Source organism: Methylobacterium sp. 77 (assembly GCF_000372825.1).
Taxonomy (GTDB): Bacteria; Pseudomonadota; Alphaproteobacteria; order Rhizobiales; family Beijerinckiaceae; genus Methylobacterium.
Genome location: NZ_KB910516.1, coordinates 591,749 through 617,243, shown reverse-complemented (window position 1 = coordinate 617,243; position 25,495 = coordinate 591,749). Strand labels below are relative to the sequence as shown.

Annotated in this window: 23 protein-coding genes; 7 read left to right on the top strand and 16 right to left on the bottom strand. The window is 67.1% G+C overall.

What is annotated here, in order from left to right; translation table 11 throughout:
- Positions 1–125: 125 nt before the first annotated feature.
- The 4 genes from hflX to A3OK_RS0102865 all read right to left on the bottom strand — a co-directional run bounded on the left by hflX (position 126) and on the right by A3OK_RS0102865 (position 5,772).
- Positions 126–1,535, bottom strand: coding sequence for a GTPase HflX (hflX, locus tag A3OK_RS0102880; protein ID WP_026596871.1), 1,410 nt, complete (start codon positions 1,533–1,535; stop codon positions 126–128).
- Positions 1,536–1,678: 143 nt separating this feature from the next.
- Complete coding sequence (gene hfq, locus A3OK_RS0102875; RefSeq protein WP_003600267.1) at positions 1,679–1,933, bottom strand: RNA chaperone Hfq; 255 nt, start codon at positions 1,931–1,933, stop codon at positions 1,679–1,681.
- 150 nt (positions 1,934–2,083) lie between these two features.
- Entirely contained in the window at positions 2,084–3,454 is a 1,371-nt protein-coding gene (locus A3OK_RS0102870) for a sigma-54 dependent transcriptional regulator (protein ID WP_019903427.1), read from the bottom strand.
- Positions 3,451–5,772: a PAS domain-containing sensor histidine kinase gene (locus A3OK_RS0102865; RefSeq protein WP_036302500.1), complete on the bottom strand. Its 2,322-nt coding sequence runs from the start codon at positions 5,770–5,772 to the stop codon at positions 3,451–3,453. Before A3OK_RS0102865 ends, A3OK_RS0102870 begins: the two co-directional genes overlap by 4 nt.
- Before the next feature lie 217 nt (positions 5,773–5,989).
- Here A3OK_RS0102865 and A3OK_RS0102860 point away from each other — a divergent pair, with 217 nt between their 5' ends.
- From A3OK_RS0102860 to oxlT, 3 genes are all read left to right on the top strand, one after another.
- Positions 5,990–7,588 carry a gamma-glutamyltransferase family protein gene (locus A3OK_RS0102860; protein WP_026596870.1) on the top strand — a complete coding sequence of 533 codons (1,599 nt, stop codon included), beginning with the start codon at positions 5,990–5,992 and terminating at the stop codon, positions 7,586–7,588.
- A gap of 51 nt (positions 7,589–7,639) precedes the next feature.
- The gene (locus A3OK_RS0102855; RefSeq protein ID WP_019903424.1) at positions 7,640–8,515 is read left to right on the top strand and encodes a class I SAM-dependent methyltransferase; all 876 of its coding nucleotides are present in this window, start codon (positions 7,640–7,642) and stop codon (positions 8,513–8,515) included.
- Between the two features lie 62 nt (positions 8,516–8,577).
- A complete protein-coding gene (gene oxlT / locus A3OK_RS0102850; RefSeq protein WP_019903423.1) occupies positions 8,578–9,852 on the top strand; it encodes an oxalate/formate MFS antiporter in 1,275 nt (424 codons plus the stop codon).
- Between the two features lie 243 nt (positions 9,853–10,095).
- Here the strand turns inward: oxlT and ntrC are convergent, their stop codons facing one another.
- Genes ntrC through dusB form a run of 3 tightly spaced genes read right to left on the bottom strand, consistent with a single transcriptional unit; the run spans position 10,096 to position 13,751 of the window.
- Positions 10,096–11,559, bottom strand: a complete 1,464-nt coding sequence (gene ntrC / locus A3OK_RS0102845) for a nitrogen regulation protein NR(I) (RefSeq protein WP_019903422.1) — start codon at positions 11,557–11,559, stop codon at positions 10,096–10,098.
- Between the two features lie 9 nt (positions 11,560–11,568).
- Positions 11,569–12,708 (bottom strand): ATP-binding protein, encoded by a 1,140-nt coding sequence (locus tag A3OK_RS0102840; RefSeq protein WP_019903421.1) that lies wholly within the window; start codon positions 12,706–12,708, stop codon positions 11,569–11,571.
- Positions 12,705–13,751 (bottom strand): tRNA dihydrouridine synthase DusB, encoded by a 1,047-nt coding sequence (gene dusB, locus A3OK_RS0102835; protein ID WP_019903420.1) that lies wholly within the window; start codon positions 13,749–13,751, stop codon positions 12,705–12,707. Before dusB ends, A3OK_RS0102840 begins: the two co-directional genes overlap by 4 nt.
- Positions 13,752–13,884: 133 nt before the next feature.
- Here dusB and A3OK_RS0102830 point away from each other — a divergent pair, with 133 nt between their 5' ends.
- Positions 13,885–15,159, top strand: coding sequence for a bifunctional 2-C-methyl-D-erythritol 4-phosphate cytidylyltransferase/2-C-methyl-D-erythritol 2,4-cyclodiphosphate synthase (locus A3OK_RS0102830; protein ID WP_019903419.1), 1,275 nt, complete (start codon positions 13,885–13,887; stop codon positions 15,157–15,159).
- The gene (locus A3OK_RS0102825) at positions 15,156–15,665 is read left to right on the top strand and encodes a CinA family protein (protein WP_019903418.1); all 510 of its coding nucleotides are present in this window, start codon (positions 15,156–15,158) and stop codon (positions 15,663–15,665) included. The genes A3OK_RS0102830 and A3OK_RS0102825 overlap by 4 nt, the downstream gene beginning before the upstream one ends.
- 138 nt (positions 15,666–15,803) lie before the next feature.
- On the opposite strand, the gene A3OK_RS0102820 is transcribed toward A3OK_RS0102825, so the two are convergent.
- From A3OK_RS0102820 to A3OK_RS0102800, 5 genes are all read right to left on the bottom strand, one after another.
- Entirely contained in the window at positions 15,804–16,064 is a 261-nt protein-coding gene (locus tag A3OK_RS0102820) for a PepSY domain-containing protein (RefSeq protein ID WP_019903417.1), read from the bottom strand.
- Positions 16,065–16,344: 280 nt separating this feature from the next.
- Complete coding sequence (locus A3OK_RS0102815; RefSeq protein ID WP_019903416.1) at positions 16,345–17,073, bottom strand: hypothetical protein; 729 nt, start codon at positions 17,071–17,073, stop codon at positions 16,345–16,347.
- Positions 17,074–17,356: 283 nt separating this feature from the next.
- On the bottom strand, positions 17,357–17,815 hold the full coding sequence (locus A3OK_RS0102810; protein ID WP_019903415.1) for a type II toxin-antitoxin system RatA family toxin: 459 nt from the start codon (positions 17,813–17,815) through the stop codon (positions 17,357–17,359).
- A 6-nt stretch (positions 17,816–17,821) separates the two neighbouring features.
- Positions 17,822–18,790 carry a lipoyl synthase gene (lipA, locus tag A3OK_RS0102805; protein WP_019903414.1) on the bottom strand — a complete coding sequence of 323 codons (969 nt, stop codon included), beginning with the start codon at positions 18,788–18,790 and terminating at the stop codon, positions 17,822–17,824.
- A 118-nt stretch (positions 18,791–18,908) separates the two neighbouring features.
- Positions 18,909–19,199, bottom strand: a complete 291-nt coding sequence (locus tag A3OK_RS0102800) for a GlsB/YeaQ/YmgE family stress response membrane protein (RefSeq protein ID WP_019903413.1) — start codon at positions 19,197–19,199, stop codon at positions 18,909–18,911.
- 502 nt (positions 19,200–19,701) lie between these two features.
- Here A3OK_RS0102800 and A3OK_RS0102795 point away from each other — a divergent pair.
- Both A3OK_RS0102795 and A3OK_RS0102790 read left to right on the top strand, forming a co-directional pair.
- A complete protein-coding gene (locus A3OK_RS0102795) occupies positions 19,702–20,931 on the top strand; it encodes an SDR family oxidoreductase (protein ID WP_245259297.1) in 1,230 nt (409 codons plus the stop codon).
- A 93-nt stretch (positions 20,932–21,024) separates the two neighbouring features.
- Positions 21,025–22,371, top strand: a complete 1,347-nt coding sequence (locus A3OK_RS0102790; protein WP_019903411.1) for a sorbosone dehydrogenase family protein — start codon at positions 21,025–21,027, stop codon at positions 22,369–22,371.
- Between the two features lie 77 nt (positions 22,372–22,448).
- Here A3OK_RS0102790 and A3OK_RS0102785 read toward each other — a convergent pair whose 3' ends face one another.
- The 4 genes from A3OK_RS0102785 to A3OK_RS0102770 all read right to left on the bottom strand — a co-directional run bounded on the left by A3OK_RS0102785 (position 22,449) and on the right by A3OK_RS0102770 (position 25,439).
- The gene (locus A3OK_RS0102785) at positions 22,449–23,090 is read right to left on the bottom strand and encodes a L,D-transpeptidase (RefSeq protein WP_019903410.1); all 642 of its coding nucleotides are present in this window, start codon (positions 23,088–23,090) and stop codon (positions 22,449–22,451) included.
- 75 nt (positions 23,091–23,165) lie between these two features.
- Positions 23,166–23,399, bottom strand: coding sequence for a hypothetical protein (locus A3OK_RS0102780; protein WP_019903409.1), 234 nt, complete (start codon positions 23,397–23,399; stop codon positions 23,166–23,168).
- 101 nt (positions 23,400–23,500) lie between these two features.
- On the bottom strand, positions 23,501–24,940 hold the full coding sequence (lpdA, locus tag A3OK_RS0102775; protein WP_019903408.1) for a dihydrolipoyl dehydrogenase: 1,440 nt from the start codon (positions 24,938–24,940) through the stop codon (positions 23,501–23,503).
- Between the two features lie 73 nt (positions 24,941–25,013).
- Positions 25,014–25,439, bottom strand: coding sequence for a hypothetical protein (locus tag A3OK_RS0102770; RefSeq protein WP_155911927.1), 426 nt, complete (start codon positions 25,437–25,439; stop codon positions 25,014–25,016).
- Positions 25,440–25,495: the final 56 nt, after the last annotated feature.

The following is a 25,495-nucleotide window of genomic DNA, read 5'->3' as shown; positions in this document are numbered from 1 at the left end:
CCACGTCGCTCCTGCCGACTCCGAAGAGTGCCATCCACCCTTCGGAGCGGTTTCAGACCCGAAACTTCACCCCCGGCCCTTCAGGAGCCGGGCTTTTTTACGTCCGGACCGGCGGATGCGCTCCGCTACTCCGCCCGGCTCAGCTTTCGCGCGCTGGAGAAACGGTTGAGGAAGCGCGGCTCCTTCTCGGGCGCCACGCGGATGGCGAGGTGGATGGTGCCCTCCTCCTCGGCGCGACGGTCCAGCACTTCCGCGTTTTCGTAGAGCCAGTTCAGTGCCGCGCCGTCTTCGGGCGCCAGGGTCACCGCGAAGGTCGAGCGCCGCTTGGCGATTCGCGCCTCGATTCGTCCCGACAAGGCCGCCAAGCCTTCCCCGGTCAGGGCCGAGACCAGGATCGGCACATCGCTGTCCCGGTCGCTTCGTCCCTGGGCGCTCAGGTTGAGCAGGCGGGTGCGCTCCGAATCATCGAGCAGATCGGCCTTGTTCCAGACCTCGATGATTCGCTCCGCCGTCGTCTCGATGCCGAGTTCCCGCAGCACGTCGCCGACATCCTCCGCCTGCGCTTCCGAATCGACGTGGCTGACGTCGCGGACATGAAGCAGGATATCGGCCTCGATCACGTCCTCGAGCGTGGCGCGGAAGGCGGCGATGAGCGCGGTCGGCAGCTCCGAGATGAAGCCCACCGTGTCCGACAGGATCACCGTCTCGCCGTGCGGCAGCTTCGTCGCCCGCGCCGTCGGGTCGAGGGTGGCGAACAGCATGTCCTTGGCCATCACCTCCGCCTTGGTCAGGGCATTGAACAGCGTCGACTTGCCGGCATTGGTGTAGCCGACGAGCGCCACGATCGGGTACGGCACCCGCGCGCGGCTCTCGCGATGCAGGCCGCGGGTGCGGGTCACGCTGTCGAGCTCGCGCTCGATCTTGGTCATCCGCTCCTGGATCATCCGGCGATCGGCCTCGATCTGCGTCTCGCCGGGGCCGCCGAGGAAGCCGAAGCCGCCGCGCTGGCGTTCGAGATGGGTCCAGGACCGCACGAGCCGGCTTCTCTGGTAGGCGAGATGGGCGTGCTCGACCTGCAGCGTGCCCTCGCGTGTCGAGGCTCGCCGGCCGAAGATTTCGAGAATGAGACCGGTGCGGTCGATGACCTTGCAGCCGAAGGCCTTTTCCAGGTTGCGCTGCTGCACCGGAGAGAGGGCGCAATCCATCACGACGAGGCCGATCTCCTCGGCCTTGATCCGTCCGGCGAGTTCCTCGACGCGGCCCTTGCCGAGATAGGTGGAGGGCCGGATGCGCGAGACCGGTGCGATGATCGCTTCGATCACGTCCAGCTCGATCGCGGCGGCGAGGCCTGCCGCCTCGTCGATTCTCGCGTCGCTGGAGCGTGTGACGAGGACCGGTGCCCCGCTCGCTTTGGGGGCGGCGGCACGCGTGAGATAGGGACCGATCACCAGCGTATGGGTCGCAGCCGCGATCTCACCCTCGGGAGCGGCCATTGCCTGGAGCCGGGCTTCGCCCGGCGTTGTCATTTGCGTCATGAAGTGTGGTTCGACCCTGTCCCCTGAATATCCGGAGAATGGGCTTTTACCGACGTCAAACAAGGGCAGTGTTCGATCTTCAGCCGTTCTTCGGCGTCTGATGGACGGTGACGTTTCGTCATGCGGAGACTAGCGACGCTGCCTCACGCCTTCTCGGGCGCCGTCTCGTCCGGTTCGAACAACTGGACCGGATGTCCGGGCATGATGGTCGAGATGGCGTGCTTGTAGACGAGTTGCGAATGGCCGTCGCGGCGTAGAAGAACGCAAAAGTTGTCGAACCACGTCACGACGCCCTGAAGTTTGACGCCATTGACGAGGAAGATCGTGAGCGGGATCTTGTTCTTGCGGACATGGTTGAGAAACGTGTCCTGCAGATTCTGAGCGCGTTCGCCCGCCATTTTTATTAATCCTTCTTGCAAACCTGATGCCCGCCGTGACTGACGGGTTCTTGTCGGTTCGAATGTCCGATCGCCCGGTGAAACCGGACAACCTCGGCTATTACACGGTCATTGTCGTCTACATGCAAGGGGACGCAGACGCATCGTCCATCAAGGTCCGATGCCGAGCGACTTCAACTTGCGGTGCAGTGCCGACCGTTCCATGCCGATGAACTCGGCGGTCCGCGAAATGTTTCCGGAGAATCGTGCAATCTGCGCGATCAGATACTCGCGCTCGAAGATTTCCCGCGCTTCACGCAAGGCGAGGCTCATCAGCTTCTCGCCACCCGCGCCGTTCGGCGTCGTCGGAACGAGCGCGCCGATCTCCGTGGGCAGCATTTCGGAGGTCACCTCCTGCTCCGGATCGGCATGGGTGAGGATCATCAGCCGCTCGACGTTGTTGCGCAGCTGACGGATGTTGCCGGGCCAGTCATGCGATTGCAGGACCGCCATGGCGTCCTCCGCGATGCGCCTGCGGGCGAGGCCGGTCGCGGCCGAGATCTGCTCCATGAAGAAGGTGATCAGTTCCGGCACGTCCTCGCGCCGCTCGGACAGGGACGGCACCCGGATCGGCACCACCGAGAGGCGGTGGAACAGGTCCTCGCGGAAGCGGCCGGCAGCGATTTCCTCGGCGAGGTCGCGCGACGAGGAGGAGATGATGCGCACGTCCACATGCACGCGCGTCGTGCCGCCGACGCGCTGGAAGTTCTGATCCACCAGCACCCGCAGGATGCGATTCTGGGTCTCGCGCGGCATGTCCGCGATCTCGTCGATGTAGAGGGAGCCGCCATGGGCCTCCTCGAGCGCACCGACCCGGCGGGCACGACCCTCCCCGGCTTCGACGCCGAACAGTTCCGCCTCCATCGTTTCCGGCGTGATCATCGCCGCGTTGATGACGACGAAGGGGCCGCTGGCACGGGCTGACGATCCGTGGAGGGTCCGCGCAGAGAGTTCCTTGCCCGATCCCGGCGCGCCGAGGATCATCACGCGGGCATTGGTCGGGGCGACCCGCTCTACCGTCTGGCGCAACTGGTTGACCGCCACGGACCCGCCGACGAGCCGGCTCGCCTGGCCGGACCGCGCCTTCAGGTCGCGTACCTCGCGCTTGAGGCGGGAGGCTTCGAGGGCGCGCTCGGCGACCAGGATGAGCCTGTCCGCCTTGAACGGCTTCTCGATGAAGTCGTAGGCGCCGGCCTTGATGGCCGCCACCGCCGTCTCGATGTTGCCGTGGCCCGAGATCATCACCACCGGCAGGTCGGGATGCCCGATCTTGATCTGGTCGAGCACCTGCAATCCATCGAGGCGCGAGCCCTGGAGCCAGATGTCGAGGAAAACGAGGTGGGGCCGGCGCGCCTCGATGGCGGCCAGCGCCTCGTCGGAGCCCCCGGCCGTGCGGGTGCGGTGGCCTTCGTCGTCGAGGATACCGGCGACGAGGTCGCGGATGTCGGCCTCGTCGTCGACGATCAGGATATCGGCGCTCATGACGTCATCTCCGCGATTGGGGGCGCCGTCGGTGCGGCAGCCTTCTCGGCCTGTGCGGAGGGGCGACCCTCCGGCGTCTTTTCCTGGGTGTCGAGCGGCACGCGCATCCGCACGCGACCGCCCCGACCGTCGGGATTGTCGTTCAGTTCGATGCCCCCGCCATGCTCTTCGAGGACCTTGCTGACGATGGCGAGCCCGAGCCCGGTGCCACCCTCGCGCGTGGTCATATAGGGCTCGAGCAGCCGCTGGCGCCCCTCCAACGGAAAGCCTTTGCCGTTGTCGGTGATCTCGATCACCGCGAAGCCGTCCTCGACGAGGAGGCGCAGATCGACCCTGCCCTTGCCGAGCTCGGCTTCGGGCACGGCCGAGACGGCCTCCACGGCATTCTTGAGGATGTTGGTGATCGCCTGCGACAGGAGCCGGATGTCGAAGGCGGCATGAAGGCGGTCCTGACCGGCCTCGGTGAAGCCGAAATCCATGTCGGGATGCGCCACCCGCATCATGAACAGGTTCTGCTTGGCGATCTCGCTGAGGTCGTTCCGGGCGATCGCGGGTTTGGGCATCCGCGCGAAGGACGAGAACTCGTCGACCATGCGCTTGATTTCGTCGACCTGGCGGATGATCGTCGCCGTGCACTGGTCGAACACGTCCTTGTCCGCGACGATCACCTTTCCGTACTTGCGCCGGATGCGCTCGGCCGAGAGCTGGATCGGGGTCAGCGGGTTCTTGATCTCGTGGGCGATGCGGCGCGCCACGTCGGCCCAGGCCGAGGTCCGCTGGGCCGAGACGAGGTCGGTGATGTCGTCGAGGGTCACCACGAAGCCACGGGCACCGCCCTGGGCCTGCTCGCTGGTGACGCGCACGGTGACGGTGCGCTCGCGTCCGTCGCGGGTCAGCTGGATCTGCTGCTGCAGGGCGCGGAGGCGCCCCTCCCCGCCCTCGGGAAGGATGGCCTGGAGTTCGGGCACCGCCTGGACCAGGGGCTTACCGACGATGGCATCCGCCGCGAGACCGAGGGTCCGTTCGACCGAAGGATTGGCGATGGTGACGATGCCCGCCGCATCGACGCCGAGGACGCCGGGCGAGACCCCGGACAGGACGGCTTCGGTGAATCGGCGGCGGCGGTCGATGAGGTCGCTCGCGGCCGTCAGCCCGTCATGCTGGCGGCGCAGCTCCTGGGTCATCTTATTGAAGCTCTCGCCGAGATGGGCGAGATCGCCGTCGCTCTTCCGGGCCGGGACCTGGGCGTAGAAATTGCCCGAGGCGACCTGATCGGCCGCGTTGATCAGCCTTCGGATCGGCGCCACGAACCGGTTGGCAAAGTTGAGCCCGAACCAGACCGCCGAGAGCAGCGCGATCAGGGCGATCAGCACGAAGATCGAGGCGAAGCTGATCTGGATCGAGCGCTTGAGCGAATCGTAGGTGAGGTATTCCGCCGCCGCCGCCCGCGAGACGCCGGGGAAGTCGACGGCGAGCTGGCTCACCTCGCGCTGCACCAGCAGCACGGCCCCGTCATAGGCGGGCATCCGCAGCAGGGCGGCGAAGATCCGTCCCTCGCTCGGCCTCAGGCAGATCGTCTCGTTGGATTTGGCCGCTTCCTCGAAGGCGGCGGCAGAGGGCAGCCGGCGCTCTTTCAGGACGTCGATCTTAGCCCGTGCCACGAGCTCGTTCGGCCCGCGCATGATCTCGGCGACGGGCAGGCCGAGCGCGGTCGCCCGGGTGGTCAGGAAGTTCTCGAACCATTCCCGGTTCACGTCGAAATTCGGCCGTGCCCGGGTGAGGTCGTCGGTGAGGATGCGGATTTCGCGGGCCAGCGACTGGCACTGGTTCTCCTGGTAGGCGTCGGCCACCTCGACCGATTTCAGCACCACGTCGCGAACGCGGTCGGTGAAGCCCAGCGACAGGCCTCGATCGATCGTCACCGCCGCGACGACGGCGAGCAGGACGGTGGGCAGGATCGCGATCAGGCTGAACAGGCCGACGATGCGGGTATGCAGGCGCGCCACCGCCGCATTGGCCCGGCGCGCATGCAGGAAGACCCGCGCCTCCCAGGCGATGATGACGAAGAGGCCGAGGACCAGGAAGACGTTGATGCCGAGCAGCGTCAGGCCGATCGTCGGCGTCGGCGTCACACGGATCACGCCGGCGAGGATCAGGAAGGTCGCGATGGCCGAGACGAGCGCCGTGCAGACGACGAGCGCGCCGACCCAGCCCGGCCCGCGCGGAGCGGCCCGGTTGGAATGCGGTTCAGTCTCGCCCTGCAGGGAGACGTCGTCTCCCTCGGCGGCCGATTTTCTGGAACGTCGAAGCCACGCCATGGCCTGATGCGTCGCCACAACAGTGTGGCGAAATTAATACGAATCGGGTGATCGCCTCGTTAGAAGCCGCGTGCGCCACCTCCGCCGAGGGTGCGCTTCCCGCGCCGAAATCGACGTTGCCGCAATGCCCTGCGACTGGTTCCTGCAGGGGAATGCCGCGGTCGACCCGCCGCAAAAATACATTATCCTCGCAGCGATCCCTCACACCGAGTTCCCGATGCCCGAAACCCCCGTCTATTCCTCCGCCGCCGTCGCCGCGCCTCATCATCTGGCCGCGAGCGCTGGACAGATCGTGTTGGCGCAAGGGGGCAATGCCATCGAGGCGATGGCGGCGATGGCGGCGACCATCGCCGTCGTCTACCCGCACATGAATGGAATTGGCGGCGACGGTTTCTGGCTGGTGCGCGAACCGGGTGGTCGCGTGCGCGGCATCGAGGCGTGCGGTCCGGCCGGCAGCCTCGCCACGGTCGGCCGTTATCGCAGTCAGGGCCATGAGACGATTCCCTCCCGAGGGCCGGATGCGGCGCTGACCGTGGCCGGCGCCATCGGCGGCTGGCGCCTGGCCCTCGACCTCGCCAAGGCGCTCGGCGGACGGCTCCCCCTGGAGACGCTGCTGTCGGATGCGATCCGCCATGCACGACAGGGCTGCGCGGTCTCGCCCTCCGAGGCGCGTTATGTGCCGAAGGAGATCGATACGCTGCACGACCAGCCCGGATTCGCGCAGACCTTCCTCGACGGGGGCAAGCCTTACGCCGCCGGCGCCGTGCGCCGCCTGCCGGCCCTGGCCGATACGCTCGAACAGCTGGCCCATGCCGGGCTCGACGATTTCTACCGGGGCGACCTCGGCCGCGAGATCGCCGCCGATCTCGACCGCCTCGGCTCTCCGGTGACGCGGGCCGACCTCGAAGCCTATGCGCCGCGAGAGCGCGAGGCCCTGTCTCTGCGCCGTCGCGACGCGACGATCTACAACTTCCCGCCGCCGACCCAGGGCCTCGCGGCGCTGATCATCCTCGGAATCTTCGACCGGCTGACAATCTCCCGGCCGGAGAGCACGGCGCAGTATCACGGGCTGATCGAGGCGACGAAGCGCGCCTTCGCCATCCGCGACCGCACCGTGACCGACTACGACCGGTTGAGCGTCGATCCGGCGAGTTTCCTGACCTCGGAGCGCCTCGACCGCGAGGCGGCTCGGATCGACATGCGCCGCGCCGCCTCCGTGCCGCTCAAGGGACCGGGCGACGGCGACACGGTCTGGATGGGCGCCATCGACAAGGACGGGCTCGCCGTCTCCTACATCCAGTCGATCTACTGGGAATACGGCTCGGGAATCGTCCTGCCGAAGACCGGCATCCATTGGCAGAACCGCGGCACCTCGTTCTCCCTCGACAAGGGCGCGGTCAATCCGCTGGAGCCGGGGCGCCGGCCGTTCCACACCCTGATCCCCGGATTGGCCGCTTTCGACGACGGGCGCGTGATGTCCTACGGCAGCATGGGCGGCGACGGGCAGCCCCAGTTCCAGGCCCAGATCTTCGCCCGCTACGCCGATTACGGGATGAGCCCGGCGGATGCCGTCGATGCGCCGCGCCTGCTCTATGGCCGGACCTGGGGCGCGGAATCGCTGAGCGTGAAGGTGGAGGACCGGTTCGACCCGTCCTGCATCGCCGAGCTTCGCGCGATGGGCCACGAGATCGAGGAACTCGGCGGCGCCTATATCGATTCGCTGGGCCATGCCGGCATGCTGATCCGTCATCCCGGCAACGGCCGGATCGAGGCGGTCCACGATCCGCGCTCCGACGGCGGCTCGGCCGGGCTGTGATCCGTCCCGCCGGATTGCCGTAGGATCGGCCGGGACAATGACGGAAGGGTCATGATGGCGAATGGCGGAATCACCCAGCGCGAATACTGGAACGGCGAGGTCGGGGCGCGCTGGGCTCGCAACCAGCGCCGGATCGATGCGGTCTTCGCGCCCCTCACCGCCGCCCTGTTCGCGGAGGCCCGCCCACGGGTCGACAGCGCCCTCCTCGATATCGGCTGCGGCGCGGGAGATTGCGCGATCGTCGCCGCGCGCCAACTCGGCGGCAGGGGGCGTGTGGTGGCGGCCGATCTCTCGGTGCCCCTGCTCGCCGTCGCCCGCGAACGGGCCGAGATCGAGGCTCTGGCCGGAGCTCCGATCGACTTCATCGAGGCCGATGCGCAGACCCACGATTTCGGCAGCGCCGTCTTCGAGCACGCGATCTCGCGCTTCGGGGTGATGTTCTTCGAGGATTCCGGCATCGCCTTCGCCAATATCCGCAAGGCCCTGGTGCCGGGCGGACGCCTGACCTTCCTGTGCTGGCGGCGGATGGAGGAGAATCCCTGGATCTCGGTGCCGAGGCGCCTGGTCCTGCCCCTCGTGCTGGAGCCCGAAGCGACACCGGCCGACGCGCCCGGCCCGTTCCGCTTCGCCGAATCCGAGACCATCGGCGCGGTCCTGGCGCAAGCCGGCTTCCTCGACATCACCGTCGAGGCCGTCGACCGGCCACTCACCCTCGCCAGATCCGCGGATGGTACGAGCCGGGACGCAGCGGAAGCCGCCGCCGATTTCGCCATCGAACTCGGCCCCGTCTCACGGCTCCTGCGCGATCAGCCCGATTCCGTCCGTGCCACGGCGCGGAGGCTCGTGGCGGAGGACTTCGCGGATCGTGCCCTGTCCGGCGCCGTCACTCTGGATGCCGGTTGCTGGCTGGTCTCCGCGAGGCGCTGAATACGCGTCGACCGCATCTGGTATACACTTTGCGTCTCCGTGCATGCAGCATGGAGTGCATAATGGATACGCCAGTCTCCCGTCACCGCTGGGTCCAGCTCGGACTCGGCCTCGTCGCCATGATGGCGATCTCCAGCCCCCAATATGTCTGGACCCTGTTCACCAAGCCGCTGATCGCGACGACGGGATCGAGCCTGCCGCAGCTGCAATGGACCTTCACGATCCTGATCGTGCTGCAGACCTTCTTTTCGCCGGTCCAGGGCTACCTGATCGACCGCTTTAGCCCGAAGCTGATGATCGCCATCGGCGCCATTCTCTCCGGCCTCGGCTGGGTGCTCGCCGCCCGCGTCGACACGCTCTGGGGCGTCTATGCCACCTACGGCCTGTTCTGCGGTCTCGGCACCGGCATCGTCTATGTCGGCATCGTCGGCCTGATGGTGAAATGGTTTCCCGATCGCCGCGGCTTCGCCGTGGGCGTGGTCGCCGCCGGCTACGGCATGGGCGCGATGCTGAGCACCTTCCCCATCAGCGACATGCTCACCGCCTCCGGCTACCGCCACACGCTGACGGTGTTCGGCATCGTCCTCGGTGCCATCGGCGCCCTCGCCGCGCTCGGCCTGCGGGCTCCCCGCGCCGATGAGGTCCTGCCCGCCCCGGCGGTCAACCTCGCCACCGCGACCCACGATACGGCGCCCCGGGAGATGCTGAAGACGCCGCTATTCTGGCTGATGTTCGCGATGATGACGATGATGTCCACCGGCGGCCTGATGGTGGTGGCCAACTTCGCGTCCTTCGCCCGCGACTTCGGCGTGGCCGACGCCATCATCTTCGGCTTCGTGGCCCTGCCCTTCGCCCTGACCTTCGACCGTATCACCAACGGCCTGACCCGGCCCTTCTTCGGCTGGGTCTCGGACAAGATCGGCCGCGAGAACACCATGGGCATCGCCTTCGCCGCCGAGGCCGCGGCCATCGCGCTGCTGCTCGTCTTCCGCGAGAATCCCTATGCGTTCGCCCTTCTCTCTGGCGTCGTCTTCTTCGCCTGGGGCGAGATCTTCTCGCTGTTCCCGTCGATCCTCACCGATACGTTCGGCACCAAGCACGCCACGACGAATTACGGCTTCCTCTACATGGCGCAGGGCATCGGCTCGCTCTTCGGCGGACCGATCGCGGCCTGGATCTACCTGGTCCAGGGCTCCTGGCTCCCGGTCTTCGCGATCATCATCACCCTCGACGTGCTGACCGCGATCCTCGCCTACTTCGTTCTCAAGCCGATGCGCCGCCGCTGGCTAGGCCTCGGCGACGAGCGGGCAAGGCTGACGAACCCCGCCCTGGCGTGACGACCTGTCCATCGAAACAGGAATGGCGCGGAGCGATCCGCGCCATTCCTGTTCGTGGGGGTGATCTTTGCCGGGGCGTGCTTCGCTACGCACGGAGATGCCCCTTCGCCGAGGGGGCGCGAGCGAACGTTGGAAGGCGCATGTTTTGGTGCAGGCCGAAGGCGATCTCGGCGCGGTCACGACGTGGTGTCCGCGCCCTCTTTTGAGTTTGAGCTGAAGAGCCGCGAGACGACGCGGCCGCCTTCACCGCGCGTTGCGGAACACCTGCAGGTCCAGATCGCGCACCTTCTTGCGCAGGGTGTTCCGGTTGACGCCGAGCAGCTCCGCAGCGCGGATCTGGTTGCCGCGCGTGGCGGCCAGGGCCGCGCCGATCAGCGGGCCTTCGATCTCGCGCAGGATGCGGTGGTAGAGGCCCGGAGGGGGCAGCGTGTCGCGGTAGCCGCTGAAATATTCGGCGAGGTGACGTTCCACGGCGGCCGATAGGGTTTCGTTGTCGCCTCCCCCCGATTTTCTCTGCGACGACCCGTTCGACAGCGGCTGGGCGAGGGGCAGCGTATCGAGTTCGGCCTCGATCACCGGGCCGGTGATCGTCTCCTGCGGGTAGAGGGCCGCGAGGCGGCGGACGAGGTTTTCGAGTTCGCGCACGTTGCCGGGCCAGCGGTAGCGCTTCAACCGCTCCATCGCCTCGCCGTCGAGTTGCTTGCGGCTGAGCCCCTCCTTCTCGACCAGGACGAAGAAGTGGCGGATCAGGTCGGGCACGTCCTCGGACCGCTCGCGCAGCGCCGGCAGGCGCAGCGGCACGACGTTGAGGCGGAAGAACAGATCCTCGCGGAAGATGCCCTGCTGGATCGAGACGCGCAGATCCTTGTTGGTGGCCGCGATGATGCGGACGTTGGTCTTGATCGGCACCCGGCCGCCCACGGTCGTGTACTCGCCCTGCTGCAGCACGCGCAGGAGTCGGGTCTGGGCCTCCATCGGCATGTCGCCGATCTCGTCGAGGAACAGCGTGCCGCCCTCGGCCTGCTCGAACCGTCCGGCCGAGCGCGAGAGCGCGCCGGTGAAGGCGCCCTTCTCATGGCCGAAGAGCTCGGATTCGATGAGGTCGCGCGGGATCGCGGCCATGTTCACCGGCACGAACGGTCCGGAGCGACGGCGGCCGTAATCGTGGAGCGCGCGGGCCACCAGCTCCTTGCCGGTGCCGGACTCGCCCGTGATCATCACCGTGAGATCGGTGGGCATCAGGCGGGCGAGCGCCCGGTAGATCTCCTGCATGGCGGGCGAGCGGCCGACGAGCGGGATATCCTCGTTGCCGGGATCGGCTCCCGGCGCGGGCGTGCCGCGAGGCCGCGAGAGCGCACGGCCGACGATGGCGATCAATTCCTTCAGGTCGAAGGGCTTGGGCAGGTATTCGTAGGCGCCGCGCTCGGAGGCGCGGATCGCCGTCATGAACGTGTTCTGCGCGCTCATGACGATGATCGGCAGTTCCGGCCGCACGCGCTTGATGCGTGGCAGCAGGTCGAACACGTTCTCGTCCGGCATCATCACGTCGGTGATGACGAGGTCGCCCTCCCCTTGCGCGACCCAGCGCCAGAGCGTGGCGCAGTTGCCGGTGGAACGCACCTCGTACCCGGCCCGCGACAGGGCCTGGTTGAGGACGGTGCGGATCGCGGCGTCGTCGTCCGCGACGATGATGTGGCCGTTGGGCATGACGCGACTCTAAAGCTCCACGACCGATTCGCGCCCGTCACGGGCGCTCGACATGGGAAGGAGGAGACGGAAAGTGGTGCGGCGCGGCACCGGATCGCATTCGACGATGCCGCCGTGGTCGCCGATGATCTTGGCGGCCAATGCAAGTCCGAGGCCGGAACCCTGGGCTTTCGTGGTCACGAACGGGTCGAACAGGTCGGGCAGCAGCTCGGCCGTGACCCCCGGTCCGTTGTCCCGCACCGCCACCTCGATGGGCAGGCTGACGCGCTCGCGCGAGCCCGGCACCTGGAGCTTCAGGCCGGTCCGGAAGGCGGTGGAGAGGGTGATCTCGCCGTCGACCGCGTCGGCGCCGATCGCCTCGGCGGCGTTCTTCACCAGGTTGAGGATGACCTGGATCAGCTGGTCGCGATTACCCAGGACCGGCGGCAGCGACGGGTCGTAGGTCTCCACGAAGCGGATGTGCCGGGCGAACCCGGATTGGGCCGAGCGCTTCACCTGATCGAGCACGCCGTGGACATTGACCGGCCCACGCTCCACCGGACGCTCGTCGCCGAACAGCTCCATCCGCTCGACGATGCGGACGATGCGGTCGGATTCGTCGCAGATCAGCCGGGTCAGCAGCCGGTCATCCTCGGTGGCCGATTGTTCGAGCAGCTGGGCGGCACCGCGAATGCCGGCGAGCGGGTTCTTGATTTCGTGGGCGAGCATGGCGCCGAGCGCGATCATCGAGCGCGCCGCGCCGCGATGGGTGAGCTGGCGGTTCATCTTGTCGGCGATGGTCCGCTCCTGAAGCATCATCACCACCGCGTCCTCCTCGTCGCCCAGCGGCGTCGCGAAGACGTCGACATTGCGCTCCAGGCCGGAGCGCGGCTGGACCAGCTCGACACCGTACTCGCTGACGCTCGCCTTACGACGGCGAACCTCGGCGACGAGGGCGCTGATCGGGGACGAGAAAGGGATGATGTCACGCAAATGCCGGCGCTGCATCAACCGGGCGGAGTGATCGAAGAAGGTCTCCCCCGCATGGTTCACGTGGAGGATGCGGTCGTCCGCGCCGATGGTGAGCACCGGCAGCGGCAGGGCGTTTATCACCGCCTCGCTCGTCGGCAGGGCGCGGGTTCTGGTGCCGTATTCCTTGTCCACGCTCACGCTGCCTCCTCGGTGATGGACGATGTGCGCGGCATCCGCATCGCCCTCAGGAGAAGGTCGGCTGCGATCGATGGATTCGTGGTGGTGAGCAGGCGCATCCGGTCTGCCGGGTCGAGCGCGCCGGACCCGTCCACGTAGGCGGCCAGATGCTTGCGCGCGTGGCGCACGCCCATGGCGGGGCCGTAGAGCGCGATCAGACCCTCGTAATGCTCCAGGGCCAGGGCGGCCCTCTCCTCGGCGTCGGGAGCGGTGACGGCACGACCCGCGAGGCCGGCGGCGATCTCGCCGACCAGCCAGGGCCGGCCGACCGCCGCGCGCCCGATCATCAGCCCGGCCGCGCCCGATGCAGCGAGGCAGGCACGCGCTCCGGCGAGGTCGGTGACGTCGCCATTGGCGATGACCGGGATCGAGACCGCCTCCACCACGGCGCGGATCGCACCCCAATCGGCCTCGCCCTTGTAGAATTGCTGGCGGGTACGGCCATGCACCGTCACCGCGGCGAGGCCGAGTCCCTCGGCGCGCCGGGCGAGGTCGGCCGCGTTGAGGCTCGCATGGTCCCAGCCGAGGCGCATCTTCACGGTGACCGGAACCGCCACCGCCGCGCGGACCGCGGCGAGGATGCGGGTGGCACCCTCGATGTCGCGCATGAGCGCCGAGCCCGCCTCGCCGCCGGTGACGGTCTTGGCGGGGCAGCCCATATTGATGTCGATGACGTCGGCGCCGTTGGCCTCGGCCAGCCGCGCGGCCTCCGCCATCGAATCGGGCGAGCAGCCGGCGAGCTGGACCACGTGCGGATCGATGCCGCTGCCCTCGGCCCGGAGCCGCGCCTCCTCCGAGCCGCGGGCGAATTCGGCGGCCGCCACCATCTCCGAGACGACGGCACTCGCGCCCATGCGACGGGCAATGCGGCGCATGTGCAGGTCGGTGACACCCGACAGGGGAGCGAGCAGAACGGGCACCGGAGGAGCATTGCACGCCCCGTCCCGGCCCCGCGACAGGCTCTCTTCCGAGCGCAGAACGCTCAAATAATCATCAGCTTTCATTCTGCCCAACAAATAGACAATCGCCGGGGCGACGCAAGCGCCTTGGGCGATTTGATTTCGCGCTATGCCCCGCTTAAACGACACCCCAGCCAAGAATGCGCGCCACTCGTAGGGACGCGCGGGAGCACTTTTCATGTCCGGCACCGCGTGGAACGCAGCGGTGGTCGTCGCAGCCGGCCGCGGAATCCGCATCGGCGGCGACGTTCCCAAGCAATATCGCAGCGTCGGAGGGCGCGCGGTCCTCACACGCACCCTCGCGGCACTGGCGGCCCATCCCGATCTGGCGGTGATCCAACCGGTGATCGCGGCCGATGCCGCGTCGTTCTACCACGCCTGCCTCGCTGAACTCGACCCCGTTCTGCGCGACAAGCTGGCGACGCCGGTCGAGGGCGGCGCCACGCGCCAGCAATCCGTCCGGGCCGGCCTCGAGGCGTTGAGCAGGAATGAAGCGGGAGACATCGGCGCTCCGGGCCTCGTCCTCGTCCACGACGCCGCGCGTCCGCATGTGGACACGGCCCTGATCGACCGGGCGCTCGCCGCCGGCCGCGCTCACGGTGCCGCCGTACCTGGGATCGCCGTCACCGATACGATCAAGCTGGTCGAGGATATCGGCCCGGGCATCGGCCGCGTACGCGAGACCCCCGCTCGCGAATCGCTGCGCGCCGTCCAGACACCGCAGGCCTTCGCCTTCGCCCCACTTCTCGCCGCTCACCGGACGGCGGCGGAGGCGGGCCTCCACGGCTTCACCGATGACGGGGCGCTCGCCGAATGGGCGGGGCTCGACGTGGTGGTGTTCGAGGGCGACCCGCGCAATCGCAAGATCACCCAGCCTTCAGACCTGATCGAGGCCGACCGCGGCTTTTCCGGCAGCGATGTCCGATCCTCCGAACCAGAGACCGATGCCATGACGACCTACGTGACCCGCCTCGGGACCGGCTTCGACGTTCATGCCTTCACCGAAGGCGACCATGTCTGGCTCGGCGGCGTGAAGATCCCCGCCGATCGCGGCGTCCTGGCCCATTCCGACGGAGACGTTGCGCTGCACGCCCTCACCGACGCTCTGCTCGGCGCGATCGCGGACGGCGATATCGGCACGCATTTCCCGCCGAGCGACGAGCAATGGCGCGGCGCCTCCTCCGACCGGTTCCTGGCCCATGCGGTGAAGCTCGTCCGCGACCGGGGCGGCCGGATCGACCATCTCGACATCACCGTGCTGGCGGAAGCCCCGCGCATCGGCGCCCATCGCGAGGCGATCCGCGCCCGCATCGCCGAGATCTGCGGCGTGCCGCTGACCTCAGTGTCGATCAAGGCGACGACCACCGAAAAGCTCGGCTTCGTCGGCCGCGCCGAGGGCCTTGCCGCCCAGGCCGCGGCGACGATCCGCCTGCCCGAGGCCGACGAGGCGTGATCGACGATCCGGCGCTCCTCGCCCGCGCCGAGGCGCTGGTGGCGGCCTATGCCGCCGCCGGGATCCGCGCGGCGAGCGCCGAATCCTGCACCGGCGGTCTCGTCGCCGCGCTGCTCACCGCCGTGCCCGGTTCCTCGGCCGTGGTCGAGCGTGGCTTCGTCACCTATTCGAACGAGGCCAAGGCCGAGATGCTCGGCGTTCCCGCCGATCTCATCGCGAGCCATGGGGCGGTGAGCAAATCCGTGGCCCGCGCCATGGCGGAGGGGGCGTTGGCGCATTCGCATGCGGATGTCGCGGTCTCGATCACCGGCATCGCCGGACCCGGTGGCGGCAGCGAGGCCAAGCCCGTGGGCCTCGTCCATTTCGGCCTCGCCCGGAGAGGTGCCGCGACGCGCCATATCGAGCGCCGCTACGGCGATCTCGGTCGAACCGAGATCCGCCGCGCGGCCGTGGCGGAGGCGCTGGAACTGTTCGGCAGGGCCGTGGAGCCCGTCGGGACGGATTGAGGCCTATTTCAGTTGCTTTTCCAAGGCTCTACCTCATCCTTTGAGGCCCGCTGCCGCGGGCACCTCAGGATGAGGCGGTCTGATGGGATGATCGACTTCGGTCTCACCATCCGCTGAGACATCCGATCAGACTGGCTTTCACTCGGCGACTTCGCCGAGAATCGCGCCCGTCTTCGGATCGGCATCGAACTTCATCTTTTGGCCGTTCTTGATGCCCTCGCCGTCCCAATGACCGTCATCGGCCTCGAGCTTCGTGATCTCGGTGTAGCCCTCGACCATCAGCGCCTTCTTGACCTGATCGATCGGCAGCCAGTCGGGGCCGGGCTGGTCCGCCACGGCGAAGCCGGAGAGGCCCGCATTCAAGGCGAGGGCGAGGGCGAGAATCGGGATCGGTCTCACGGCGGTGTTCTCCGGTGACGTTGCGCGCCTGTATCTAGGGCCCCGTGCGGCATTGTCCGCCTGTCCCGTTAAGCTACGGCGCCACACATCTCGCGGGCAGCTCGGGTCTCCTTTCCTGGAAGGAGAGGGAGACGGTCGCGCGTCTTGTCGACCCCTCATCGGTAGAGAAACGGCCGTCGCCCAGTTGTCGGCCTAGGCGCCGGAAATGCGGCGCAGATGGTCCTTGACGGCCTGACTGTAGCTGCTGCCGCTGTTGTCGTAGATCGACATGGTGCGCCCTTCAGCCGGCCATTCCGATCGGGAGCGCGACGTCCCATTTCGGGAAGATGTCGCCCATCGGCCGGAGCTTCGAGAAAAGGTCCGGTGAGAAATAGTGGTTCGTGGAAGTGCCCTTGAACCATTGCATTCCGCCCACGACGGATCGGTCGAGGTAGCCGAACTGGTCCTTGTCGATGGCGAGCGCGGACAGCCACATCGGCGGATTGAAGCGATAGACGCCGACCGGCTTGGGCAGCGGCTCGAGGGCGTTCGCGATCGGATGCGCCTCGCGCCCTTCGACGAAGGCGTCCTGCGCGAAGAAGATCTCGTAGCGACGCTCGATCGTGCCGTCGGTGCAGCGCACGTCGATCGGGAAGACGTGATGCCGGCCCGGCTCGACGGCCTCGATGGCGTCCAAGACACGCTCCGAGACGCGGGTCGAGTATTCGCCTGGGGAATACTCGACGCGGACGCGACCTGGCTTGGTCCATTTGGCCTTGATCGGCTCCTTCCATTCCGGAAGGATCGCCCCGTCCTCGTCGAATACGGTGCCGGACGTGAAGATGTCTTTTCCTGTCTTGAATCGATCGATCCAGAGACGATCGATGCGGGCCGGATCGTCCGTGAACGCGATCGGCTCACCGCTCGCGCCGACGACCGGGTGATACTGCGTCACGCGCCAGTATACCGGCCCGTCATAGGTCGGTGGGACGGCCCCGGCGGTCCGCATCGGCTTGATTTTGACCGTCATGACGCGGAGGCCTCCTCGGTCAGCATTGGCTCCACCTTCACGCCTCGATGCGTCAGCCGCGCATCCGTCTCAATGCACCCGGGAACGGCTCTAAGGCCCCGCCCGGCATCGTCCGCTTGTCCCGTTAAGCTACGGCGCCACACATCTCGCGGGCTGCTCGGGTCCCCTTTCCTTCCAGGAGAGGGAGATGGTCGCGCGTCTTGTCGAACCCTCATGGGTAGAGAAACGGCCGTCGAGCAGATGTGGGAATCCAGTAGCCTGGCAGAGAACGGGCACCGGGGCGTCAGGCAGCCGCTCCATAAACCCGGTCCGCCCGGCCCTCGAACGCATCGGTGAACTTGCGGAAGGCGCGGTCGAACATCGTACCCATGAGCAGGCCGAGTGTGCGACTCTTGAACTCGTAGGTGATGAAGAAGTCGACGTCACAGCCGCCGCCCGATCCGTCCTTGAAACCCCAGCGGTTTTCGAGGTGCCGGAACGGTCCGTCGATGTACTCGGCGACGATCTTGAGATTCTGCGGGTCGAGGGTGACGCGGGTGGTGAAGCGCTCGCGGATCGCCTTGTAGCCCACGCCCATCTCGGCGACGAGAACCTCCGTGCCGTCCGCGCCGGGCTGGCGGCGCAGGACACGCAGGGATTCGCAGAGCGGCAGGAATTCGGGGTAGCGCTCCACATCGGCGACGAGGTCGTACATCTGCTGCGGCGAGTGGCGCACCGCGCGGTTGATGCGGAAGGACGGCATCGGCCCTCAGGCGTTGGCGGGCACCAGGCGAGCGAGCCGGGCGGCCTTCAATCGTGAGAAATCCTCGCCGGCATGGTGCGAGGAGCGGGTCAGTGGCGTCGCCGAGACGAGGAGAAAGCCCTTGGAATAGGCAGTCGTCTCCAGGGTCTTGAACTCGTCCGGCGGCACGAAGCGCTTCACCTCGTGGTGCTTCTTCGTCGGCTGCAGGTACTGGCCGATGGTGAGGAAGTCCACATCCGCCGAGCGCAGGTCGTCCATGAGCTGGACGATCTCGTTCCGCTCCTCGCCGAGACCGACCATGATGCCGGACTTGGTGAAGATGGTCGGGTCGAGCTCCTTCACCCGCTGCAGCAGCCGCACCGAATGGAAGTAGCGCGCGCCGGGCCGGACGGTGAGGTAATTGCCCGGCACCGTCTCCATGTTGTGGTTGAACACGTCGGGCCGCGCCTCGACCACGATCTCCAGGGCGCCGTCCTTGCGCAGGAAATCGGGTGTGAGCACCTCGATCGTCGTGGCCGGGCTGCGTTCGCGGATGGCGCGGATGGTGCGGAAGAAGTGCATCGCGCCGCCATCGGCGAGATCGTCCCGGTCCACCGAGGTGATGACCACGTGATGCAGGCCGAGCTTGGCCACGGAATCGGCGATCTTGATCGGCTCGTCGGCGTCGAGGGCGTTGGGCATGCCGGTGCGCACGTTGCAGAAGGCGCAGGCCCGCGTGCAGGTGTCGCCCATGATCATGAAGGTGGCGTGCTTCTTCTCCCAGCACTCGCCGATATTCGGGCAGCCGGCCTCCTCGCAGACGGTGACGAGGCCGTGCTCCTTGACGATCGCGCGGGTCGCGTTCCAGCCGGGAGAGCCCGGTGCCTTCACGCGGATCCAGTCGGGCTTGCGCTGAATCGGATTGTCGGGGCGATGCGCCTTTTCCGGGTGCCGGGGGCGCTGGTCGTTTCGCAGGAGGTCGAGGACGACGGCCATGGCTTACCGCGGGAGACGCGCCGGCAACGTGCCGACGCTGAAAATCAGACTTAATCGCTCGGGTTCCGCATCGCAAACGATCGGGAAACGATCTGCCGAACCTGTCAGGCGATGAACGTCAGTAACTCGTCCCGCGTCCGCGGATCGCCCTGTAGATGGTGATGATGATCACCGCGCCGACCGTGGCCGAGAGCAGGTTGCGCCAGAACCCGTAGACGGGAATGTGGAGTTTCGCCGCGAGGTAGTTACCGAGCAGGCCGCCGAGGATGCCCATCACGATATTGGCGATGAGGCCCATATTCGACGCGGTGAAACGCTCGGCGAGCCAGCCCGCCAGGGCGCCGATGAGCACCGCCATGAACAATCCCATGCCGGGTTGCCCCAGCGCGCCGTAGACTTCGCCATCCATGCCTGTCGCTCCATGCCGTGATCGGGGCGTGCCGGAGGCCCCGCCGCCCGGAGTACCTGTGACGCTCTCCTCGGCGACGCAAGCCAAAGCGACCGGGACGACATCGAATATCCTCTCGGTCGGCCGTGACGGGTGCATGTTCCGATGCATCGGAGGCCGGTTCGTCGAACGACCCTGGGCCGAGACAAGACCTCGAAAGCATCGAGGTGATGTCATCGGCCCGGACGCGGCTCTTATCGTCGTCAAAGTCACCGCGCTCCGGTCGAGCGATGAACGCAGACGAGCAAGGGAGACCGACGCCGACCATCGAGGACGGGACGCCGACGCATCCCAGTAAAAAATTAACTATAAATCTTAACTCTGACCGAAATCATCGCGCGAATTTCGCGGAAAATCCTACGTATTCTTTTCCATATGCTTGTCAGCGACCCGTTAACGCTCGCTTAACTATCTCCGGGCCGCCGGGGCTTCGTTCCGAGTTCGGGGTCCGGGAGCGTGTGCCGTGAGCCGAATTCTACTGACGGGAGCGACAGGGCTCATCGGCGGTGCCGTCTTGCACCGCGCCCTGGCCGCGAAGACGGGGACGGAATGGGTCTGCCTGGTGCGGGCCTCCGATGCGGAAGCCGGGCGCCAGCGAATCGCGGCGCGCCTCGGCCGCTTCACCAGCGCCCTGAACGCCCAGCGTCTCGCGCAGCGTGTGGAGATCGTGGCGGGCGATTTCACCAAGGCCGATCAGATCGGCGATCCGCGCCTCGATTCGGTGACGCAGGTCCTGCATCTGGCCGCCGACACCTCCTGGTGGGCGCAGGAGAAGGTTCACCGGACCAACCACGACGGCACCCTGTCCCTCGCCAGGCGCGCGTCGCGGATGAAGAATCTGACCCGTTTCCTCCACGTCAGCACGGCGATGATCTGCGGCGGCAACCCGCCGGCGATCATGGACGAGACGCGCTACCCCGATGCCGAGGCCAGGCACCTCGTGCATTACAGCGCCTCGAAAGCCGCCGCCGAGACGTCCCTCGCCGCCCGGTTCGCGGACCTGCCGGTGGTCGTGGCACGCCCTTCGATCGTGCTCGGCCACTCGACGCTCGGCGCGCGCCCCGGCTCGAGCATTCTCTGGGTGATCCGCGCCTGCGACCGGCTGCGCCTCGTGGCCGGCGACCGCGACGGAACCGTCGACATCGTGCCGATCGATTGGGTGGCGAACACGCTGGTGGAGATGCTGGAGAGACCGGATCTCGCCCACAGGATCTATCACCTCTCCGCCGGACTGAAGAGCCGCACCCGTTGGAGCGACCTCGGCCGCACCCTCGACCTCGTCGACCCGGCCGACAGCCCGCGCCATTACGACGAATTCGCCGCCAGCGACCGGGCGACCCTCCAGGCGCGCTTCGCCGCGGTGTTCGGCATGGACGAGGCGATCAAGATCGCGATGTTCCGGGCGCTGCAGGCCTATTACCGGTTCTGCGAACTCAACGTGACCTTCGACAACACGCGCCTCCTGTCGGAGGGGTTCGCGGCCCCGCCCTCGCTGCCGCATTACATCGGCCGCTGCGTCGAGACGTCCGGCGACATCATCGATCAGTTTCGCGAGGATTTCGGCAACCTCGCGTCGGCACCTCTGCAGGGCGACAGGGCTCCGCGCACGCGGGTGCCGCTCTCCGATGGAATTGCGGCGCGCGCCGGTGCCGCACGCAGGAACGCGGCGCGACGGGGGTCGACTCCCGCCTGATCCACGCTTCGCCGGAGCCAAATCGCCCTTCGGCGCTTGTCCTGAGCGGATGGCGCCCATCGAGGGCATGGACATCGGCGCGGGGTCACTGTGATGCGAAATGGTTCGAAGCTCGGCCTCGCGGCCCTGGCCGTCGTGCTGCTCGGCGGGGCGGCGTTCGTCCGCTTCGTCGTCTACCCCGAGAAAGCGAGCCTCACGGCGTCGGCCGGGGAAGGCGCCAACCCAACCCTCCCCGCTCCCAACCCGACGCTGATGCCGACGGTGAACATTGCCCGTGTCGCCCGCTGGGAGAACGGCGCCAAGCCGAAACCCGCCGCCGGACTTCAGGTCGCGGCCTATGCGGAAGGATTCGAGCATCCGCGCTGGATGTATCTTCTGCCCAACGGCGACGTTCTGGTGGCCGAAACCAACAAGCCCAAGACCGATGACCCCTCCACCGGCATCGCCGATTGGGTCGCCGACAAGGTGAAGAGCCTAGCCGGCGCCGGCGTGCCGAGCCCGGACAGGATCGTGCTCCTGCGCGACACCGATGGCGACGGCCTCGCCGAGGAGCGCCACACCTTCCTCGGCGGCCTGCACTCGCCCTTCGGCATGGCGCTGGTCGGCGGCGATCTCTACGTCGCCAATGCGGATGCCGTGGTGAAGGTGCCCTATGCGCCGGGCCAGACCGAGATCACTGCGAAACCCGAGAAGGTCGTCGACCTGCCCTCCGGCATCAACCACCACTGGACCAAGAACGTCATTGCCAGCCCGGATGGCACCAAGCTGTTCATCACCGTCGGATCGAACAGCAACGTGGCCGAGAACGGAATCGACAAGGAGACGGGTCGCGCAGCGATCTGGGAATACACGATCGCGACCAAGCAGATGCGCGCCTTCGCCACGGGCCTGCGCAACCCCAACGGCCTCGCCTTCGAGTCCGCCACCGGTGCCCTCTGGACGGCGGTGAACGAGCGCGACGAGATCGGCAGCGATCTCGTGCCCGATTATATCACGTCCGTGAAGGAAGGCGGCTTCTACGGCTGGCCTTACAGCTACTGGGGCCAACACGTGGACGAGCGCGTCTCGCCGCAGAAGCCGGAACTCGTCGCCACGGCGATCGCACCCGACTACGCGGTCGGCACCCACACCGCCTCCCTCGGCCTCGCCTTCTCCTTCGCCTCCTCGCTACCGGAGGCGTGGAAGAGCGGGATGTTCGTGGCCCAGCACGGCTCATGGAACCGCCGCCCGAAGAGCGGCTACAAGGTGATCTACGTCCCCTTCAAGGACGGCAAGCCGGCCGGACAGCCGGTGGACGCGCTCACCGGCTTCCTCGACGCGGACGAGAAGGCGCAGGGGCGTCCCGTGGGCGTGATCCTGGACAAGACCGGCGCGCTGCTGGTCAGCGATGATGTGGGCAAGGTGATCTGGCGGGTGAGCGGTGCGTCGCGGACGCAGTGATGCCGACCCGGCTATCGGGGAGCGGTTCGGGGACGAGGGCACGCATCCGTCGAGTATGAGGAAGGGCGTCCCCTTCGCTAGTATCCGCCATCGTAAACGACGATCGGGCCATAGCCGTACCGCTCATCCAGCCGATCGCGGGATACGCGCGTGATCGGCGCAGTGTAGTAGTTTTCCGCCTCCCAGGCTTTGTCTCGTTCGCCTTGTGTCATGGCTCGGCGAAGACGGTCCGAGTGCCGCGCGACCCGCTGCGGCTCCGGCCTGCGGAGACTGGCGACGGGAGCGGAGGCGCTGCCTTCGACGACGATGCGCGTTGCCCCCATGCCCTGCTGCTTCACCAGTGTGAACAGCGTCGCGGCATTGCGCGGAGAGAGCCGGATACAGCCGTGGGAGGCCGGGCGGCCGAGATGGCGGGTCTGGTTGGTGGCGTGGATGGCGTGGCCGGCCTGGCTGAAGAAGATCGCATGCGGCATCGGCGCATTGTCCCATTCGCGGGAGAAATGCGTCGTCTCCATCCGGAACGGCCGGTAGGCCCCATTGGGCGTGTCGTAGCGGACCAGACCTGTGGAGACCGGCCAGCTATGGCGGACGTCGCCGTCCACGGCGACGCTCATCCGCTGGGCGTCCTTGTCGATGATCACGCGCAGGTCGGCGGAGGCCGGACATGCCACGGCCGCGAGGGCGAGGCCCGACAGCAGGGCGGCGAGACAATGGCGCATGATCGTCCTCGTTGAGATGCGAGGTACCATGCACCTGTTCGGCTGCCCTTCAACCGATGGGTTCTGCGTAGCTCCTCACCCACGCATCGCGGCGCGGACATAGCCGCGCGAGATCAGGCGGCTGGTCTCGCGCGCCCGGCGCTCGGCCTGCAACAGGTCGGACAGGGCATCGCTGATGGCGCAACGGAGGGCGATGCCCGCATCGCCCTCCGTGCTGCTGAGATAGGCTTGGGCGATCTCCTCGACCGGGCAATGGCTGCCCGGCATCGTCTCACCCTCGCTCCTGATTCCGGTCAGCGTCTTCGGCATGGCCCGTCTCCGACTCGCATTGAGAACGAAGACAGAACACGCCACAAGGGTTAACGGATCCTTACCTGGATCGTGAGAAGCCTGTGGACATCACCCGGGGCTCAGGAATGGATCACCTTGCCGTAGGCATCGAGCACGCTCTCGTGCATCATTTCGCTCAGCGTGGGATGCGGGAAGACTGTGTGCATCAGGTCCTCTTCCGTCGTCTCCAGGTTCATGGCGACGACGTAGCCCTGGATCAGCTCGGTAACTTCCGCGCCGATCATGTGGGCGCCGAGCAGCTGGCCGGTCTTGGCGTCGAACACCGTCTTCACCAGACCGTCCGGCTCGCCCAGCGCGATGGCCTTGCCGTTGCCGGCGAAGGGGAAGCGGCCGACCTTGACGGCGAAACCCTGCTCCTTGGCCTTGGCCTCGGTGAGGCCGACGCTGGCGATCTGAGGCTGGCAATAGGTGCAGCCGGGGATCTTGGCCTTGTCCATGGCGTGGGTGTGCAGGCCCTTGATCGTCTCGACGCAGAGCACGCCCTCATGCTCGGCCTTGTGGGCGAGCATCGGCGGGCCGGCGACGTCGCCGATGGCGTAGATGCCCGGAACGTTGGTCTTGCCGAGACCATCGGTGACGACGATGCCGCGCTCGATGGTGACGCCGACCTTGTCGAGGCCGAGATTCTCGATGTTGCCGACGACGCCGACCGCCGAGATCAGCTTCTCCGCCGTCAGCTGCTGGGTCTTGCCGTCCGTGGTCTCGATGGTGGCGGTGACGGAATTCGCCGCCTTCTCCACCTTCGTCACCTTGGCGCCGGTGAGGATCTTGATGCCCTGCTTCTCGAAGCGCTTGCGGGCGAGGCCGGCGATCTCGGCATCCTCCACGGGAAGGATCTGCGGCAGCAGCTCGATGACCGTCACCTCGGCGCCCATGGTGCGGTAGAACGAGGCGAACTCGATGCCGATGGCGCCCGAACCCATGACGAGCAGGCTCTTGGGCATCGCCTCCGGCACCATGGCTTCGTAATAGGTCCAGATCTGCTTCTTGTCCGGCTCGATGCCGGGGATCGCGCGGGGGCGGGCACCCGTGGCGACGATGATGTGCTTGGCCGAGTAGGAGCCGGCGGCGAGCGCGCCCTTGGGAGCCGGTGCTCGGCTGGTCTCCTTCACCGTGACCTTGCCGGGCTCGTTGCCCTTGGCGCCCGTCTCGATGACCGCTTCGCCCCAGATCACGTCGACCTTGTTCTTCTTGAGCAGCATGCCGACGCCGCCGTTGAGCCGGGTCGAGACCCCGCGCGAACGCTTGACGATGGCGGCGGTGTCGAACCCGACCTTCTCGGCCGACAGCCCGTAATCCGAGGCGTGTTGCATGTAATGGTAGATCTCGGCCGAACGCAGCAGCGCCTTCGTCGGGATGCAGCCCCAGTTCAGGCAGATGCCACCGAGATGCTCGCGGTCGATCACCGCGGTCTTGAACCCGAGCTGCGCCGCCCGGATGGCCGCCACATAGCCGCCGGGACCGGCGCCGATGACGAGGATGTCGTAGGTGTTGGACATGGCGCGCTCCTAATCCCTTCCCCCTTATGGGGAGGGGCCGGGTATGGGGGTGGTCTCGCTGCGAGCGTGATCCTTAGCTCCTGAGACCGACGCGCTTGCGAAGGTCGGCCAGGGTCGTCTTCTCACGAGGTAAGACGAACGGTACTTCTGTCCTGCCGGCTAATCCGAAGACGTCTCCGCTTTCACTTTCAACGGTTGTCAAAACCGCCGTATCCGATGGAATACATTCCGTCCCGCTGCGCCGACGCGACCAGGCATTGACGGTGTTCGGTCCGTAATCGAAACACAGGCTCGTCTCGCTCACAGGCTTCCCGGCATAGGGACGGAAGCCTCCGGATTCCTTGAAGCTCCACTTGCCCTGAAGCACCACGGGGTTGCCGGGAAACCAGAGATACACCGAGCCGTCCGGGGCCATGTAACTGACCTGCGAGCCGAACTGATACGCCTTGACGTTCCTCGTCTTGCCGACGAACGCGACCTTCGCGTCATCGAGGCTCATCCGCTTGCGCTCTGGACGAAGTCCGGCATCGTCTCTTGCGGAGAGAACCTTCGCCT

What these genes read in the sequence shown, in the direction of transcription:
- oxlT (WP_019903423.1), top strand. Translation starts at nt 8,578, where the DNA reads ATGGATACGCCAGTCTCCCGTCACCGCTGGGTCCAGCTCGGACTCGGC.
- A3OK_RS0102785 (WP_019903410.1), bottom strand. Translation starts at nt 23,090, where the DNA reads ATGCGCCATTGTCTCGCCGCCCTGCTGTCGGGCCTCGCCCTCGCGGCC.
- A3OK_RS0102865 (WP_036302500.1), bottom strand. Translation starts at nt 5,772, where the DNA reads ATGGCGTGGCTTCGACGTTCCAGAAAATCGGCCGCCGAGGGAGACGAC.
- ntrC (WP_019903422.1), bottom strand. Translation starts at nt 11,559, where the DNA reads ATGCCCAACGGCCACATCATCGTCGCGGACGACGACGCCGCGATCCGC.
- A3OK_RS0102810 (WP_019903415.1), bottom strand. Translation starts at nt 17,815, where the DNA reads ATGCCGTCCTTCCGCATCAACCGCGCGGTGCGCCACTCGCCGCAGCAG.
- lpdA (WP_019903408.1), bottom strand. Translation starts at nt 24,940, where the DNA reads ATGTCCAACACCTACGACATCCTCGTCATCGGCGCCGGTCCCGGCGGC.
- lipA (WP_019903414.1), bottom strand. Translation starts at nt 18,790, where the DNA reads ATGGCCGTCGTCCTCGACCTCCTGCGAAACGACCAGCGCCCCCGGCAC.
- A3OK_RS0102870 (WP_019903427.1), bottom strand. Translation starts at nt 3,454, where the DNA reads ATGAGCGCCGATATCCTGATCGTCGACGACGAGGCCGACATCCGCGAC.
- hflX (WP_026596871.1), bottom strand. Translation starts at nt 1,535, where the DNA reads ATGACGCAAATGACAACGCCGGGCGAAGCCCGGCTCCAGGCAATGGCC.
- dusB (WP_019903420.1), bottom strand. Translation starts at nt 13,751, where the DNA reads ATGAAAGCTGATGATTATTTGAGCGTTCTGCGCTCGGAAGAGAGCCTG.
- A3OK_RS0102815 (WP_019903416.1), bottom strand. Translation starts at nt 17,073, where the DNA reads ATGACGGTCAAAATCAAGCCGATGCGGACCGCCGGGGCCGTCCCACCG.
- A3OK_RS0102800 (WP_019903413.1), bottom strand. Translation starts at nt 19,199, where the DNA reads ATGGATGGCGAAGTCTACGGCGCGCTGGGGCAACCCGGCATGGGATTG.
- A3OK_RS0102770 (WP_155911927.1), bottom strand. Translation starts at nt 25,439, where the DNA reads ATGAGCCTCGATGACGCGAAGGTCGCGTTCGTCGGCAAGACGAGGAAC.
- A3OK_RS0102855 (WP_019903424.1), top strand. Translation starts at nt 7,640, where the DNA reads ATGATGGCGAATGGCGGAATCACCCAGCGCGAATACTGGAACGGCGAG.
- A3OK_RS0102790 (WP_019903411.1), top strand. Translation starts at nt 21,025, where the DNA reads ATGCGAAATGGTTCGAAGCTCGGCCTCGCGGCCCTGGCCGTCGTGCTG.
- A3OK_RS0102780 (WP_019903409.1), bottom strand. Translation starts at nt 23,399, where the DNA reads ATGCCGAAGACGCTGACCGGAATCAGGAGCGAGGGTGAGACGATGCCG.
- A3OK_RS0102860 (WP_026596870.1), top strand. Translation starts at nt 5,990, where the DNA reads ATGCCCGAAACCCCCGTCTATTCCTCCGCCGCCGTCGCCGCGCCTCAT.
- hfq (WP_003600267.1), bottom strand. Translation starts at nt 1,933, where the DNA reads ATGGCGGGCGAACGCGCTCAGAATCTGCAGGACACGTTTCTCAACCAT.
- A3OK_RS0102830 (WP_019903419.1), top strand. Translation starts at nt 13,885, where the DNA reads ATGTCCGGCACCGCGTGGAACGCAGCGGTGGTCGTCGCAGCCGGCCGC.